The sequence below is a fragment of the Bdellovibrio sp. HCB337 genome, from assembly GCF_047302465.1.
In the GTDB taxonomy this organism is placed as follows: Bacteria; Bdellovibrionota; Bdellovibrionia; order Bdellovibrionales; family Bdellovibrionaceae; genus JACMRP01.
Genome location: NZ_CP178621.1, coordinates 1,795,480 through 1,811,566, shown reverse-complemented (window position 1 = coordinate 1,811,566; position 16,087 = coordinate 1,795,480). Strand labels below are relative to the sequence as shown.

The following is a 16,087-nucleotide window of genomic DNA, read 5'->3' as shown; positions in this document are numbered from 1 at the left end:
CAAAAACGGAACGATATTTACTACGCACTCAATGCATTCATGAGTGCGTCGCTCTCTCATTAGCACTTTACAAGTTCGTAATATCTTCATTTAATTATTCTTGAGGCTAATTTCAGGAGGAAAAATGGCGACTTATTACGATGACAAAGACTTGGCAAAATTTCCCCAAATCGGAGAAAACGCACCGGAGCTCGCAAAGAAGTTTTTTGACTACTACGGCGATGTTTTTAAAGAAGGTGCTTTAACCGCACGAGAAAAGTCTTTGATTGCTTTGGCTGTCGCCCACGCCGTTCAATGTCCTTATTGCATTGATGCTTACACCACGGACAGTTTGGAAAAAGGCTCCAACCAAAACCAAATGATGGAAGCCGTTCATGTAGCCGCCGCTATTCGCGGAGGAGCAAGTCTCGTTCATGGTGTGCAAATGATGAATAAAGCCAAAAAAATGGAAATGTAGTTGGAAAAGAATCACGGAAGCCTCAAATTACGTCAAAACCCTTTGGCTTTGCCCCAGGTTCAACTGGAGCAACTGAATACATTTAGTCCCGCTATTCAAGAGTTGCCCAAGTTCAACGAGAAGCTCAAAGCAGCTAAGCAGTTTCCACTACGACCTGCCCGTCTTGAAATTTTCCAAGTGAATCTTGGGAAGATGTGCAATCAAACCTGCAAACACTGCCATGTCGATGCAGGTCCTGATCGTAAAGAGATCATGCCTAAAGACGTGATGGATCAAGTCTTAAATGCCATTAAAAATTCAAGCGCCCATACTGTGGATATCACGGGGGGCGCACCCGAAATGCATCCTCACTTCCGTGAATTTGTCGAAGCGCTCTCTGGCTTAGGAAAGAAAATTATTGTTCGCTGTAATTTGACCATCATTATGGCAAATCAAAAATACGCGGATCTGCCCGAGTTTTACAAAAAGCACAATGTCCACATTGCTTCGTCATTGCCTTACTACGATAAAACCAAAACCGACAGACAACGCGGCGACGGAGTTTTTCAAGATTCCATCACGGCTCTGAAAAAACTCAATGCCGTCGGCTATGGCAAAGAAGGCAGTCCTTACCAATTGGATTTGGTCTACAACCCGAGCGGCGCGTTCCTGCCAGCAGCGCAGGCTTCGCTAGAGCGTGATTTTAAAATTGAATTGAAAAAGCTATTTGATATCGAGTTCAACAACTTGTTCACGATCACAAACATGCCGATCTCTCGCTTCTTAGAATTTCTCATTCAGAGTGAAAACTATGAAGGTTATATGGAGAAACTCGTGCAAGCCTTCAATCCGCAGGCGGTGCTTGGCGTGATGTGCAAAAATACGCTTTCCGTCAGCTGGGATGGGCATCTTTACGACTGCGACTTCAACCAGATGTTGGATCTCAAAGTTGCAAACTCTCAGCGTAATCACATTCGCGACTATAATGAATCTGCATTGCAAGACCGAAGCATCGTTGTAAACCAGCACTGCTATGGCTGCACAGCGGGATCAGGCTCTAGTTGCGGCGGGGCCACGGCCTGATGTCAGAGATTCTTCTGAGTATTGTTATTCCGTCGACAGTCAAAAAAGAAGGGGCTCCTCTTCAAGAGACTCTTTCCTTTTTACTCAGTTTTGAGGGCGTTGAGATTATCTGCGTGGGTCACGAAGACGCGCCCACCAGAGCGGAGCGCTTGCAAATGGGCTTTGAAAAGGCTCAAGGAGAGATGGTGTTATTTCACCATCCACGCAGCCGTATTTCGCCTGAGGGTATTCAATTTCTTTTGAAAAACAGCCAGCGCCGAATATGGGGTGGATTCACGCATCGCTTTGACAAAGACCACTGGCTTCTTCGTTTTACCTCTTGGTACTCTAACCATGTTCGTAGCAGGACAATTAGCGTTCTTTACCTAGACCATTGCATTTTCTTTCACCGTGACTTGTACACCGACGAGATTCCACCGATCCCTGTTTTTGAAGACACTCTTTTGTGCTATAACCTTCGTAAACATCAACGCCCTATGGTTGCTCCCTATCCTTCAGTGACCTCAGCCGTGCGTTTTGAGAAAAATGGGATCTATCGCCAGGCTCTGCTGAATCAACTACTAAAATGGGGCTTTTATTTAGGGGTTCCTTACGACACCATGAACAAGTTCTACGAAAAAGGCCTGCAGCTAAATTCGGAATACAAAAAGTAAAAGAACGTAAGTTTCCATTGACTAGGTTTTTCATTCTACGGACCATGATTATATGGTCGTATATTATCTTTCAATTCTTCCGATTTGGCTCCTTCTGACCCTCCACAATACCTGGGGAATCCTCAACGTATTTTTCATCGTTTGGCTTCGCCCAATGCGCGGGGGACTGGTAAATGAAGACCACCCCATTGCACAGGGAATTAATCCACTGACGAATGCGCCGATCTGGACTGAAAATGTCGTCTTTCGCAGCCCTCGTAAAAAAGTTTACGAGGCAGACAAAACAGATGACGACGTCATCATTGCCGTCGGCGATTACATGAGAAAAATGTTTTTCAACTCTGTTGCTACGAAAGAACATCCACAGGGACGACCTTTCCGCATGCCTCCTGCAATTAATTACATTCACGGAGGTCTTCAGTACAACGGCGGCTTTTTGATTTTTGATGATTTTGAAGATGCGATTTCTCACTTTACAGACTGGCGCTTTAAGAGAGACTTCTTGCGATTTATCTGGACGGAAAAACGCGAGCCCATCACTGTCTTCAGAAACAAAGACTACAACCGCGAAGAGTACTTAGAGTTCGTGTGCTTCTTAAGAACCATGTTCCCCTATTTCTCTAACAGCAATGGCAACAAGCAAAGAATTGGCTGGGGCAACCCGGCACCTTATGCCAGTGTGAACACGATTACTGGTTTCTGGAAAAACGATACGTACAAGTTTTACAGTCAAAAAGGCCGCGACACAGTCTGCCGCCCTCCAATTCAGCGCAAATACTTTTTAGAGCCTAAATATGAAGGACCTCGCAACTATACTCTGCCACCAGAAAAATTCCTGGCACGCTTCACAGATCAGCGCGTGGTTGCTCGTGGTGAAAAAGGGAATTTGTTTTTTGTCGATTTAAGAAAAATCGTCAAAGGCTACCGCTTCAACCCAGCATCACTTCCAAATATTTTTGACCGCTTGATCGAGAAAGTTGCGAACTTCAACCCAAGGAATCGCTAATGGAAGTCGTGGAGCTTTTTCCTGAAGTCTTCGTCGGCGAAAAAAACGCTACGTTTTGGAAGTTTGGCGACAAGATCAACTTTGAAACCGACATTGTTGCAGGATTTTCTCCGACCAACTACCACTCTTTTATCATCTGTAAAGATATCGAATTTCATCCCCAGTTTAGTTTTAATCCGACGCGCATTATTCCTCGCCGCCGTGAGACCATTCGCGCAGGTGCTTTTGTTCACATTTCGGGGTTTTCAAAAGAGACTATTGATCAGTTTTACGATCTTTTGTTAGCGCAAAAACCGAACCGATTTCCATCTTGTCACATGGCCGTTCTAATGTTGTTGAATGAAGGGTTGGGGCTAGAGTTGGACGATAGTCGCCGAATTCGCTACCGCCCGTCACGCATGATCCAGGCAATGTTGGATAATAAAGGCCACTTTGAAAAGAAAAACCTAAAGGCCCGCTTTCATCTTTTGAAAGACAAAACGCCCGACGCTTTTGTAAAAGGCATTCAATATTTTGAATCCAAATTTTATTACGGCTACTGGATCAGCGACTTTTACTTGGCTGTTTGGAACCTCTTCCATCCAAATCCTACCGGCACTAAGGAGCTCTTAGTCCGTGAACAGAAGTAAGCTTTTTCACTATTTCAAGCTTCTCATCAGCGTCGTTCTTTTCGGCGCCGTCATTTATTTCGTAATTCGGGACGGGCAAAGCCTGTCCTTGATTAAAAATTTCTCGGTGCTGCCAGCAGTTCTTCTTTTGGTCGTTCATGCTGCCAATTACTATTTTTTGGGAAATGCCTACAACTTCCCGCTCGCAAAGCATGGTGTTACTCTTACGTTTTCGGAGTGGTATGGCCTGACAGTCGTGACTAACTTGCTGAACTTGATTTTACCGGCAAAAACAGGAAATTCGATTCGCCTGCTTTACTTAAATGAAAAAAAGCGCCTTTCGTTTCATGACTTTGCACAGTTGAATATTGCCGTGGCTGCTTTAGCACTTTCAACCTTAAGCGGTTTCGGCGTTTGCTATTTTGTTTTATTTTCCAAAAGCGCCCTGTTGAATAAAGCGATATTAACCGGCATTTTGAGCGTTATCTTTCTTCTGACCACCACCTATTTGGTTTTCCCGTCTTTCATCAATAGATTTTTGCCAAAAAGCATTCCAGCTCAACCTCGTTTGTATTTCTCGACACGAAAAGAATTCTTTACCATCGCTGGCAACCTACTTCTGGTCAAAGCTCTTTATCCACTGAAGCTTTATCTGGCATTCCAAGTATTGCAGTATCCGATTTCGATTTTAGATACTTACGAAATTAGTCTTGTTGTTCTGTTGATTTCACTGGTACCAATTCTGCCTGGCAATATTGGAATTAAGGAATTCTCGACGGCATTTATGGCTCAAAGTTTTAATATCAACCTCGAGGTTGCTATGCTTGTCGCCGTTGTCGAACGATTGTCTTATTTTACATTCTTGATTCCGACGGGCACTTATTTTTATGCGACCCTTTTCGGAAAAGACTTACTGAGTTTTCAGAAGCTGGGCAAGAACTCGCGCATCTCTTCGGATGCCCCTTAAGAAACGACTGGTAAAGTCCACCTGATTGTCGACACCTAAAAAATAAAGATGCGGAACCAAGGGCGCCTCGAATCCTTTTACAAGCTGGGTGAGCTCGACGGAAATGATCGAGTCTTCACGATAAAAACCCCTTAGAAGTTTTGTACCCGCATATCTAAACCCCGTCGCAAGTACAATCCCTTCATAGTCAGAGTGAGTTCCATCTTTGAAGTACACAGTTTTTCCCTGTACCTTACTGACCGGAGGACGAACTTCAGCTTTGGCGTTCTTGATGATAGCCTTCAGGGTTCCGTCCATCGGAACTTTAGAGCTCTTGTTTCGGCTTATTTTTCTAATCAAGTTTTCGATTCGCTCTAAATGGCGTAAAAAGAATTTTTGCATCAGAGGCCCAAGGCCGAACTTAATTTCACTACGGCAAGAAATATCAAATCGCCCTAAAACATCGTGAATTTGCTCAATCACCTGACCTGCCGACAAAGCTTTCCCGACAACTAAGTATTTCTTGTGCGCTTCAAAACGCACACCCCTCATATCAGCAAAGTGATGAACAGGAATCGTAGCCTCCCGTAACACCTCAGCATCAAGCCCCACTGGCTCGGAATAATACCCGACACAGAGAACAACTGCCTTAGCCTTTAACTCTCCATAGGTCGTCCCTAAAGAAAATAAATCACCTTCTTTTTGCAAACTCGAAACCGTCGAATGTGTATGAATCTCTAAACCGTTAGATAGTTCTCTAAGATATTGAGAGAACTCTGTGGCACTGGCCTGATGATAAGGCGCAAAACGTTTTTCATCTTGAGGACGTAGATAATTATCCTGCCAATAACTGATAAGACGAAGCCATTCTGGCATGGCACTCCAAGAATCCCCCGGTGCCGGGCCCTTTTCCAGAATACAAAACGACTTTACACCATTTTCTTTTAAATGTTGCCCCAGACAGAGGCCCGCAGGTCCTGCGCCGATGATTATAATGTCGTAAGTATGTTTGCTTGTTGGTGCTGTCATTCAGTGTAATAATGGCATTATGTTCGCTGTTTTGAAACTGGTAAATCTTATCTATATTCCATTAGCGATTCTAGCGCATTTGCTCGTTGAGACTTACCTCGTCAAACCTTTATCGCTACCTGTGACGATATTGCTTTTTACGGATGCATTAATGGTTTTTGCTTTTGCTATGCGCTTAAGCAAACGAAAAATTCATCAGGCCCCGATTCTTCGCCCCTTAATTCAGTTCAGTCTTTTATGCTTTAGTTTTTTTAGCTTTTACATCCCTTGCTTGATCATCTTAGCAATTGCTGACCTCTTCTTCGAGATTTCCTCAAACATGGGACTTTTAGCTTTCGCTGTCAGCATTGGCATGACTCTTTATCAGGCATGGGCGGTCCAAACTCCGGTCCTTCGCCAAATTCAAATTCCGCTCCCGTCACGATTTCAATCTCTTAAGGGACTTTCCTTCGTGCATATTTCCGATTTGCACCTAGGACCTTTTTTAGGAGCTGGGTTTGTGGAACATTTGGTACAACAGATTGCAAACACGCCTGCCGAGTTTGTATGCCTCACAGGCGATCTTATGGATGGCCCCTACAATGCCTACAAAGACTGCATTGAACCACTCAAGAAATTGACTGCCATAAAAACGGTTTATTTTGTGACTGGAAATCATGAATACTACTACGACGCCAACCTGTGGATTCAAGAACTGCAATCCATGGGAGTCACGGTCTTACGCTCTGAAACAAAATTCTACTCATGGAATAATTCTCAACTTGCCATTGCGGGTATCGATGACAGTCTTTTTAAAAACCCTCAAGAAGCAGAATTCAGAGAACAACTTTCTACCCTCAAAGCCCCTTGCTTGTTGCTCTCTCATCGTCCAGAGACCTGGGATATTTACAAAAATATTCCTGTGGCCTTGCAGCTTTCGGGGCATGGACATGGTGGACAAGCTTTTCCGTGGGCTTTTATCATTCGTAAAGTCATGAAGTATCCCTTTGGACTATTTCAAGACAACGACAGCTCACTTTATGTCCATAGCGGAACCGGTTTTTGGGGGCCTCCGAATCGCTGGCTGAACCCACCTGAAGTTTGTAGGATTGAACTCGTATGAAGGGGTTTAAGTACTACTATCTTCGCTTCCTTCGGACGGGCCTTCGACACCGCAAGAGTTTTGTCTTAGGCTTTGTCCTTATTCACTTGTTCCTTGCATTTCAAATCCCAAATCTAAAAAGCTTTTATTCAACAGACGAGCTACAAGAAGATAAAATCAGCTCTCTGAATGAATGGCGCGAATTTAAAAGAAACTTCCGCGAAAGCCAAAGTTCTTTTTTTATTGTGGCCCCAAAACCACCACGTGATTTTTTCTCTGAAGCAGAGCTTTGCGATATTCAACAAAACATCCAGCAAATTCCCCGATCGTCGGAACTTGTTAAGAGCGTACAAAGCGCATTCGACCTTCGCCAAGCTTATCTGGATTCTGAAACACGCTTACGCTTCCCTGTTCTGGTGAATTTAAACTGCGACACTCCAACAAGGTCGTCCTCAGAAATGCTCGCAGAATTTCAAGAACTTGATGTGATAGATTGGGAAACATCACTTTTTGCAAAGAAAAGAAACGACCTTGCTGTCTTGATTTCCTATCAAAGTCCCGAAGCCAAAGCCTTCCCGACCTCACAAACACAAAATGTCTGGAATCAATTCCAAACAAGCTTAAACAAGATCAAATCCATTGATATTCTGCCTTTGGGTGGAGCTGATTATCAATTGTGGGTTGCAAAAGCTCGTGGTGACACGGCTTGGATCTATTTAGCAGTTCTTTTTGGCATCGTCGCGGGCCTGCGCCTAATACTGGGAACATGGCTAAGCGGCACAATTTATATGACGGGGCTTCTTTTCTCGTTGATCTTTATTTATGGATTTAAAGCCCTCATCGGCTCTCCTACGGATTTGCTCTCAGACACTCTCGTTCCTTTGTTGGCGATCTCTGCTCTGGAAGATTTTGTTTTTGTTTCTTTTGTGCAGCTCAAAGATGGCTATCATTGGCGAAAAAGCCTTAGACATTTGTTGGTACCAAGCTTCTGGACTTCATTGACGACCTTTATTGGCTTTGGTTCGCTAGTCGTTTCGGACTTAGGCATCATTCAACGCATGGGACTCTGGACTGCGATTGGCTGTATGCTTGAGTGGTTTATTATATTCTATATTACACCTCTGGCCCTGGCGCTTTTTTGGAAGAAACGCACGTGGGTCAATATGGATAAGTCTATTTTCAAAAGTTCAGGGAAGATTCTCTCTAAAACTGAAGGGGTTCTGACCAAACTTCTCGCGCCACTATGCAAACTCTCTTTTATAGTCATTCCTTTAGCTGTCGTTCTATCACCCCCAATTCAGGTTGAGGATAGTCTCGAAGAGGTTTTCAAAAAGAATCATCCTTTCACTCAAGGCCTGAATTACTTGCAGGAAACTCGTGGCTGGAAGGGCCGTATCGAATTACAGGTTCAAGAAAACTTTCCGAAAGAAAAATGGGATCAAGTTCTTTCTACCCTTCAAGCAACCGGTCTTATCAGCAACTTTGATCGCGCCGAAAAAACAAAGCACTTTATAACGCGAGCGTTGCCAGAAGATTTTCTGCCACTTGCAAACCGTTTGGCGGAAAGCTCAGAGATCGTGAGTTCGTTCTACGGCCTTGATGGCAGCGAACGCATCTCTTTCTATTTAAAGGACGGCTCTACAAAATCCTTTGAAAAGCTGAATGAAACACTAAAAAAAGTATGCTCACCAGAAGAGTGTCATCTTGTCGGTAGTCTTTATACGAAATCTCAATTCACTCAAGTGGTTGCAGAAACCTTCATCGAAAGCTCGATGTTAAGCCTCGTTCTTATCGGCAGCATTCTCTTTTTCTTGGCTTATTTCCTGAAACGAACTCACGAGATCCTTCCGATGATTTTAGCCTCTTTGTGGGCTCCTCTGACTCTGTTTGCAGTCATTAAAACCTTCGGGATATCCATTAACTTTGTGACGTGCATCGTGATCACAGTCCTCGTCGGCCTTGCCGGAGACAATGTGATTCAATTCCTCTTTGCCGATAAAAAATCAACCCTACAAGGAATAGGACAACTGAAGGGCGGAGCCGCCAGTTGTTTTGTCCTAATGTCGTTAGTGAGTTTGATTTTCTTATTGGCCCCCTTTCAGCCAGTACGGATGATGGGGGCTCTGACGGCCACAGGATTTGTGGCCATTTTGATTGGGGACGTTTTAGTCCTCGAGATCTTACTTAACAAACGGGTGAATAAACTGCCCAAGAACTGAGTCGCCACCGCGAACACCAGAGATCACTTTTGCTTTCTGCAAAACTTTAGTTCCTTGAGAATCGTTCTTCAATTCTGGGAATAGATTTGAATAAGCTTGTGTCGACCAAGCTTGCGCCTGCCCGTTGCGTAGATTTGGATAAGACAAATTCTTACCATCTACTTCGGCTTTTATCTCTTTAGGGCCTTGGTCAAAGCTTGTTGGCAATAGAGTTTTCAAATCTTGAGGTGGATTCGCGAAGAAGTTCTTCACATTCACACGAGCCGTTTCTCCAGTGATAGAGCTTTGAACTACAGATTCGCCGGTCTCACGATTGTCACCGTAAACCAAAGCTTTCATGTTTTTAACCATCAAAGAAAGCTCACGATCATGAAGTTTTACAAACTCAACATCAACGAAGCTAGCTTGAGAGCGCGATGAATTTTTACTGAGCTTGTAAGCCGTTTCGTAATAGTCCACGTAGCCTTTAAGATGTTGATAAGCGCGACCCATCCACATCTTGCCAGCCGCATTCAAAGTTTGCGACTGAGCATACTTTTTCTGTTGAATGATATTCACCTTTTCCTGACGAGTCAGACCATCTGACTTCACAAGATGCAACCAACTAGCGCCCGCTTCTACACCGTAACGAAGTTTGATTTCTCTTTCGATTTTGATCGCGTCTTTTGCACTGTAGGCACTGAATGTTGCTATTCTGTACATAAGCTTGTTCATACGCGCAAGCAACAAGGCGTGCTCTACAGGAGTGATTTCACGGTAACGATCCAACTGATCTGGGAACGAAGTTGATCCAAAATTCAGTTGCTGATCCCACACGATGCTGTTGCCTGGGATTTTACCAAAGTCCACGGTGCTTAAGCGATTGTAGGAAGCGGCAACACCGTTATAAACCTCAGTTGCAATATACTTTTGCAATTCAGATTCTTGAGTGAACTTTTGAGTCGCACCAGGAAGTGGCTGAGACACGAAGTCTACAAAGAGATCCCAGTTCTCAACAGGAAGTACCGTCGATTTTGTGTAAGCAGAGCGCAAAGTGTCCATGATCTTTTGCTGAGTTGCTACAGACTGCCCCGCAAGTCCCATGGATCTCCAGGCGATACTGCGAAGTGGACGTAGCGAAGTCAAAAGAGTTGCGACGTATACGTAGTCAGCAGGCTTTTCTTTTGAAGCTTTAAGGTCTTTCTCGAGAGTCTCAAGATAAGTATCAAGTTCTTGAGCGGTTTTCATCGTGTTCACACGTTGAACCAAAGCTTGATACTCAGAGCTCATACTTCCGGATGCCGAAGAGATATTACGGCTTGCAGAGCCTTTAATTCTCCAGCTCGCTACTTTATCGAGATGTTCAGTCGTTGGCGCTTCAAAATTATCCGCAGGAGCTGCATCCATCGGTTTATAAGCCGTTGCTCCTTCTGTTTTGCCTTTAGCAAACACGACAGGTGTTGTTAAAAAAAGACCTAGCATTGCTGTTGTTGCAAACTTAGCAAACATAGTGACGACAATCCTTCCGTTCTATTTATATTAAAACATCCCTTTAATTTTATCCTGCAAGGCCTTTTCCGATCTAGGGGCCCCGCTTAAACTCAACCAAGGTCCTGCTTCCACTCTTGTAAACGTTTCGAAATTTGGTCGCGGACCTTTCTAAAATTCAATAACTGTTCCGACTCACTTAAGCTCGCGTTGGCCGGATCCATGAAGGGCCAATGCAGTTTTTGCGCCTTGGTCCCCGGCAAAACGGGACAAACCTCTTCGGCGCATAGAGTAACGACGAAGTCTAAATCATGCATGAAGGTGTTTGGGATTTGCTCAGTCGTTTTCGAAGAATGCTTCGAGATATCTATTCCGACCTCTTGCATTGCCTGAATACCAATAGGATTCACTTTGGTGGGTTTTGATCCGGCACTGACTACTTCAAAATCAGCTCCCAGAATATCTCGAGCAAGCCCCTCGGCCATCTGGCTTCGGGCAGAGTTTGCCACACACATAAAGAGAATTTTTTTCGCCATCAGAGTCTGCGCTCCCCTGCATAAAACGCCGGTTTTTGGTTGCCTGACAAAAGGCTCCCCTGTTCAAATAGCAAATGCAACACAATTTTGGAGGAGATCGATGGACTCTCAATTTGAAAATATTAGCGCGGTGAAAGAATACTACGGCAAAGTTCTGAAAACGAACGAAGATCTTAAAACCAGCGCTTGCTGCACCGCCGAGACCATGCCGAACTATCTAAAACCAATCGTTGCTGAAATTCACGATGAAGTTGTCAGTAAGTTTTATGGCTGCGGCTCTCCGATTCCAACAGTCCTTGAAGGTAAAAAAGTCTTAGATTTGGGCTCTGGATCTGGACGCGATTGCTATATTCTTTCAAAGCTTGTCGGCAGCCAAGGACACGTGATCGGTGTCGATATGACCGAGGAACAACTTGCCGTCGCCAAACGCCATGTGGATTATCACACGAAAAAATTTGGTTACAGCAAATCCAATGTTGAGTTCCGCCAAGGTTATATCGAAGACCTTAAAGAAGCCGGCATTGCTGACAACTCCGTAGACCTCGTTGTTTCAAACTGCGTTTTAAATTTATCTCCGAATAAAAAACGCGTCTTTTCTGAAATCTTGCGCGTCTTAAAACCAGGTGGCGAATTGTACTTCTCGGATGTATTTGCAAGTCGCCGCATCCCAGAGCGTCTACAAAAAGATCCTGTTCTTGTCGGCGAATGCTTGGGAGGCGCGCTCTACATCGAAGATTTCCGTCGTATGCTTTTTGATTTGGGCTGCCCTGATTATCGTATTGTGAGCAAGACCAAACTGACTTTGAACAACGAAGAAATCGAAGCCAAAGCTGGCATGATAGATTTTTACTCTATGACAATTCGTGCATTTAAAGTACCTCTTGAAGACCGCTGCGAAGATTACGGACAAGTGGCTTATTACCAAGGCACGGTTCCGCAATTCCCCCACGCTTTCATGCTAGATGACCATCACCTCTTCCGCACAGGGATGCCAGTTCCAGTTTGCAGCAACACAGCTGCGATGCTGAACCAAACGCGTTTTGCAAAACATTTCAAAGTGATTGGTGATACAAGCACGCACTATGGGCTTTTTGACTGTGGGCCTACTCCAGGCACCACAGCCACTGCCGACGCTAATATTGGCGCGTGCTGCTAAACAGAGATTCTTAAAGGACTGCTAGAAACGGACTCAACCCCGAATTCATTTGCACAGGTGATTCTGAGGTCCATAGCGCGAGCTTGGACCCTTGGACGAACCATCAGGAAATTGTCGCTACCACAATAGTACAACTGCCCTTCTTCAGGACTTCGCTTTAGAAGTTTCCCCGCGGAGCCACAGTGAATGCCACTTGAAGTAATTTCGTAAGTCTTAAAACCATACAGGGATGCGGGCAACTCTTGCACCTGTGAGCAATGAACATCTCCAGAGAACAAGACAGTCGGCTTCCTACGTGACCTCAACAAGTTCTTTAACATTGTCAATGATGGTTCCGCACTCTTTTCCATCGATTCAATCACAACAAAATACTTAAAGTACTGAACCCCGTTAAGAATCCAAGCTGGATTAGTACTGTTGTTGAACTCTCTAGCCAACCAAGCCTCTTGCTGAGATCCCCACTGAGTACGTTCTGGAACTTTATTTGTACGAGCATCCATCATGTGGAAATCAATTCCGAAAGCTGTTAGGCGAAATGACACCCCAGGACCATAACTGAGTCTTTGATGAGACTCAGGCATCGGATAAAACGAACGGAAGATCTCTTTCATCTCTGATTTATACGGATGAGAGTGATCTCCGTTGTTAGCTCCATAATCATGATCATCCCAAACCGCCAGAGTCGGAATCAAAGGATCCAGTTGGTACAAATCTACAGTAATCCAAGTTGTTAAATAACGCTCGAGAGCCGTACTTGGATCTTCTGGTGTCAGCAATACGGAGCTTGTTTTTGAATTGCTATAGACGATGTCGCCAATAAAGAGCATCAAATCTGGGTTCTGATCATGTAATCGCTTGTACATGATCTTTTGATTTTTTAACTTACGGAAATTTGCGCAAGACACGACAGCAATCTTCGGATCTGTTGCCGCCAAATCAAGACCCTTTATCTGACGAGTATCAACAAGCTTACGATGCTCATTGAAAACATTGAGTTGGCAGTAGTCAGAAATCGAGAGCCCCTCAAGATGCAAACGATACAGCACCAAATCGGTTCCGCGTAGTTTTTGCGCCTTAACAATACTCACCTGTGGAGATGTTGCCCCTACACAGTTAAAACCCCAATCAACATTGCCAAGAACCGTAACAAGCGAACTTGTTTCATCTGCCCAAACTTGCAACATCGGCACCCGGCGATTGCTTTGAAGTTCAAGGATAATTTCTGATTCAGATTCGGCCTGAGCAGCGCCAGCACTCAGCAAAAGCGGAGTTGCAGCCAAGCCTCGTAGAAACTGTCGACGAGCCAAAGATGATTTTTTTTGTGCCATAAATAAATGCTCTCAGAATTATATATTGAAAGCACTTGAGGCGAAGACTAGTCTAGTCTTGTAACGATGACTTTTAGATCCGAGAAACCGCAAGTCCTGTTCCGGCAAGATTACGGAAAAACACTCTCACACTTTTTGCCGATGGTTTTAGAAATAAAACCACGAACGGACTCTACCATTTGAGATAGCGCCTTTGGGGTCAAACGCAGACGATAGATTTCCCCTTCAATCCCCGAAGCTATTCCACCCATCGGCGGAACTGCCACCACAAACGAGCCAGAAACTCCAGCTTGCTGCAGCCCCGAGATCGTAGTCAGACTTGAAATCTTATAGAAGTTTGCTTTTTGTAAAGTCGTAACTTCGGCGCGATTCTCTAAAGTGTAAGTTGTGATCAACCCCGCTGACCCAGACACAAACGGCGTAAAAATCCGCGTCGAGCGACGGAAGTCGACAATCGGCTCGATACTGATTTTGGTCTTTCCATCCTTCTGAGTTCTGACAATAGAAATCCCCGTAGAAAGCATGAAGTAAAAACCCGTGTGACTTGGCAGATCCGCCAAGTAAGGACTTTTACGAAGCTGTGTCATCAACCAATCCGAAAAACCAACACCAGCACTCACCCCTAGTTGAATCGAAATCACCCGCGCATTCGCTTTGGCAATCACTCCAGCATTTTTAAAAAACTGCTTATTCATAAGGTTCAACATTTTATTAACGGCAGAAGCCTTCACGCGCAGGGTTTGAAAAAGACCAGCAACCTTCTGCAAGAAATAGCTTTTCTTAGCAATAAAGGTATTTACTTCCTCGGGCTTCAAAGACTTCAAGGCCTCAAGGTTTTCAGCATCTTCTGTTGAAACAGGAATCACTACTTTTTCAGCAAGATTCGTTTGATAATTTTCGGAGCGCATTTCTTGACTGAGCGCTTGAAGCTTTTCGATAGATGTTTCTACTGGCGGAGCGTCTGCCAATGCTTGCGGGTCATAAGTAAAGCGCACTTCCTCTTGGGATCCTGTCACGTGATCAAGAACAGTGTCCTCGATCCCGTCAATACGGAGAGCTTGAAACTCGCTTTGGGTTTGTGGATTTTGGGCAAAACTCGGCCCTGCTCCGAAGAGTCCTAAAAACAAAGCAAAATGGCAAAAAGCCCGGAATATCCACATACCCCGGAAAGCTTTCACGTTTCGTGCCCATAAATAGGCGATTTTAAAGGCCTTTAACATGTTCACAAGCTAAGCTAGTGCCGTTTTTCGCTCTGACGGAGGCGGTCTTACATTGAACCCAAAGAGCCCTTGTTGTAGTCTAGGGGCCTACCTGGAGCACTTTTATGGATATGGGAACTATCATCATTATTGGCGGTATCGCGATTGGCGTTTTAAGCATTATTATCTATGCACTTATCGCTATCTTCTATCCAGAATGGGTTGGGATCACAGGCAAGGTTGCTCGCAGTGCAGAGAAAAGCCACGAAGAGGGCTCGCCTGAAACCAAAAACAATTTCGGCGACAAACTTTAAATTTTTGTCTGAGCAATAATCTCGACGGATCGCAAGCGGTCAGAATGTTCATAGGCATCTGACATAATCATAAGCTCTTGAACGCCCGTCTGCGCCACTAACTCTTCAAGACCTGCTTTCACTTTTTCAGGTCCACCGACAACTGACATTCGAAGTTTTGAAAGCACCATTTCTTTTTCAGCAGGACTCCATAGAGAATCCATATCATGAGTTGGCGGCGCCATACTTACACGCTGATTACGAATGATTCCCAAAAAGCGCTGATAATTTGTCGTTGCTAAAAACTGTGCCCGCTCATCGCTGTCGGCCGCGATGACTTGCACTCCCAGCATAGCGTAAGGCTCCTGTAAGACCTCCGACGGTCTAAAACCAACGCGGTAATTATCCAAAGCTTGCATCAAAAGCTCAGGCGCGAAATGCCCAGCAAAAGCAAATGGCAAACCTAAAGCCGCTGCAAGTTGCGCACTATAAAGACTCGATCCTAAAAGCCACAAAGGCACCTTGATGCCGGCCCCGGGAATGGCGCGCACTTTTTGCCCCGGTTGTGCCGGCGCAAAATAATATTGCAACTCTTGCACAAGGTCTGACATTTCTAATTCTTTGCCACTCATATCGCGACGAAGAGCGCGCATTGTCCACCCGTCCGTGCCCGGTGCTCTCCCAAGCCCCAAATCGATTCGCCCTGGATACAAAGTTTCAAGCGTACCAAACTGTTCGGCGATCACCAACGGCGCGTGATTCGGTAGCATCACTCCACCAGAACCGACACGAATCGTTTTAGTGCCGCCCGCAACATAACCGATCAAAACGGAGGTCGCCGCACTCGCAATGCCGTCCAAGTTATGGTGCTCCGCCAGCCAGTAGCGATGATAACCCCAAGCCTCTGCATGCTGAGCCAAATCCAAAGTGTTCTTATAGGAATCTGCAATACTTTTTCCCTGAGCGATGGGAGCCAAATCTAAAATAGAAAGCTTTGTGTTCTTCATAAGAATCTCCAGCAAAGCATTAATGTAACAGTATTTGTTA

The 16,087-nt window shown here is 44.8% G+C and carries 16 protein-coding genes; 10 read left to right on the top strand and 6 right to left on the bottom strand.

Features of this window, described 5'->3' with window-relative positions; genetic code table 11:
• Window positions 1-124: 124 nt before the first annotated feature.
• Genes ACLWBB_RS08790 through ACLWBB_RS08765 form a run of 6 tightly spaced genes read left to right on the top strand, consistent with a single transcriptional unit; the run spans window position 125 to window position 4,753 of the window.
• Window positions 125-457 (top strand): arsenosugar biosynthesis-associated peroxidase-like protein, encoded by a 333-nt coding sequence (locus tag ACLWBB_RS08790; protein WP_413291253.1) that lies wholly within the window; start codon window positions 125-127, stop codon window positions 455-457.
• A complete protein-coding gene (gene arsS / locus ACLWBB_RS08785) occupies window positions 458-1,519 on the top strand; it encodes an arsenosugar biosynthesis radical SAM (seleno)protein ArsS (protein ID WP_413291252.1) in 1,062 nt (353 codons plus the stop codon).
• Window positions 1,519-2,172, top strand: coding sequence for a hypothetical protein (locus ACLWBB_RS08780; RefSeq protein WP_413291251.1), 654 nt, complete (start codon window positions 1,519-1,521; stop codon window positions 2,170-2,172). The genes arsS and ACLWBB_RS08780 overlap by 1 nt, the downstream gene beginning before the upstream one ends.
• Window positions 2,173-2,224: 52 nt before the next feature.
• Window positions 2,225-3,178, top strand: coding sequence for a hypothetical protein (locus tag ACLWBB_RS08775; protein ID WP_413291250.1), 954 nt, complete (start codon window positions 2,225-2,227; stop codon window positions 3,176-3,178).
• The gene (locus tag ACLWBB_RS08770; protein ID WP_413291249.1) at window positions 3,178-3,807 is read left to right on the top strand and encodes a hypothetical protein; all 630 of its coding nucleotides are present in this window, start codon (window positions 3,178-3,180) and stop codon (window positions 3,805-3,807) included. The genes ACLWBB_RS08775 and ACLWBB_RS08770 overlap by 1 nt, the downstream gene beginning before the upstream one ends.
• Window positions 3,794-4,753: a lysylphosphatidylglycerol synthase transmembrane domain-containing protein gene (locus ACLWBB_RS08765; protein WP_413291248.1), complete on the top strand. Its 960-nt coding sequence runs from the start codon at window positions 3,794-3,796 to the stop codon at window positions 4,751-4,753. The genes ACLWBB_RS08770 and ACLWBB_RS08765 overlap by 14 nt, the downstream gene beginning before the upstream one ends.
• On the opposite strand, the gene ACLWBB_RS08760 is transcribed toward ACLWBB_RS08765, so the two are convergent.
• Window positions 4,697-5,761, bottom strand: a complete 1,065-nt coding sequence (locus ACLWBB_RS08760) for an NAD(P)-binding domain-containing protein (RefSeq protein WP_413291247.1) — start codon at window positions 5,759-5,761, stop codon at window positions 4,697-4,699. The genes ACLWBB_RS08765 and ACLWBB_RS08760 overlap by 57 nt on opposite strands.
• Before the next feature lie 19 nt (window positions 5,762-5,780).
• Here ACLWBB_RS08760 and ACLWBB_RS08755 point away from each other — a divergent pair, with 19 nt between their 5' ends.
• Window positions 5,781-6,863: a metallophosphoesterase gene (locus ACLWBB_RS08755; RefSeq protein ID WP_413291246.1), complete on the top strand. Its 1,083-nt coding sequence runs from the start codon at window positions 5,781-5,783 to the stop codon at window positions 6,861-6,863.
• Window positions 6,860-9,061 carry a hypothetical protein gene (locus tag ACLWBB_RS08750; protein WP_413291245.1) on the top strand — a complete coding sequence of 734 codons (2,202 nt, stop codon included), beginning with the start codon at window positions 6,860-6,862 and terminating at the stop codon, window positions 9,059-9,061. Before ACLWBB_RS08755 ends, ACLWBB_RS08750 begins: the two co-directional genes overlap by 4 nt.
• Here the strand turns inward: ACLWBB_RS08750 and ACLWBB_RS08745 are convergent.
• Both ACLWBB_RS08745 and ACLWBB_RS08740 read right to left on the bottom strand, forming a co-directional pair.
• Window positions 9,023-10,549 (bottom strand): hypothetical protein, encoded by a 1,527-nt coding sequence (locus tag ACLWBB_RS08745; protein WP_413291244.1) that lies wholly within the window; start codon window positions 10,547-10,549, stop codon window positions 9,023-9,025. The genes ACLWBB_RS08750 and ACLWBB_RS08745 overlap by 39 nt on opposite strands.
• Window positions 10,550-10,641: 92 nt before the next feature.
• Complete coding sequence (locus ACLWBB_RS08740; protein ID WP_413291243.1) at window positions 10,642-11,064, bottom strand: arsenate reductase ArsC; 423 nt, start codon at window positions 11,062-11,064, stop codon at window positions 10,642-10,644.
• A gap of 100 nt (window positions 11,065-11,164) precedes the next feature.
• On the opposite strand from ACLWBB_RS08740, the gene ACLWBB_RS08735 reads away from it, so the two are divergent.
• Entirely contained in the window at window positions 11,165-12,220 is a 1,056-nt protein-coding gene (locus ACLWBB_RS08735) for a methyltransferase domain-containing protein (RefSeq protein WP_413291242.1), read from the top strand.
• Here the strand turns inward: ACLWBB_RS08735 and ACLWBB_RS08730 are convergent.
• On the bottom strand, window positions 12,217-13,548 hold the full coding sequence (locus tag ACLWBB_RS08730) for an alkaline phosphatase D family protein (protein ID WP_413291241.1): 1,332 nt from the start codon (window positions 13,546-13,548) through the stop codon (window positions 12,217-12,219). The two genes, ACLWBB_RS08735 and ACLWBB_RS08730, sit on opposite strands and share 4 nt — an antisense overlap.
• Window positions 13,549-13,658: 110 nt before the next feature.
• Complete coding sequence (locus ACLWBB_RS08725; protein WP_413291240.1) at window positions 13,659-14,774, bottom strand: hypothetical protein; 1,116 nt, start codon at window positions 14,772-14,774, stop codon at window positions 13,659-13,661.
• A gap of 98 nt (window positions 14,775-14,872) precedes the next feature.
• Here ACLWBB_RS08725 and ACLWBB_RS08720 point away from each other — a divergent pair, with 98 nt between their 5' ends.
• Window positions 14,873-15,061 (top strand): hypothetical protein, encoded by a 189-nt coding sequence (locus ACLWBB_RS08720; RefSeq protein ID WP_413291239.1) that lies wholly within the window; start codon window positions 14,873-14,875, stop codon window positions 15,059-15,061.
• Here ACLWBB_RS08720 and ACLWBB_RS08715 read toward each other — a convergent pair.
• Entirely contained in the window at window positions 15,058-16,047 is a 990-nt protein-coding gene (locus ACLWBB_RS08715) for an LLM class flavin-dependent oxidoreductase (protein WP_413291238.1), read from the bottom strand. The genes ACLWBB_RS08720 and ACLWBB_RS08715 overlap by 4 nt on opposite strands.
• Between the last annotated feature and the right edge of the window lie 40 nt (window positions 16,048-16,087).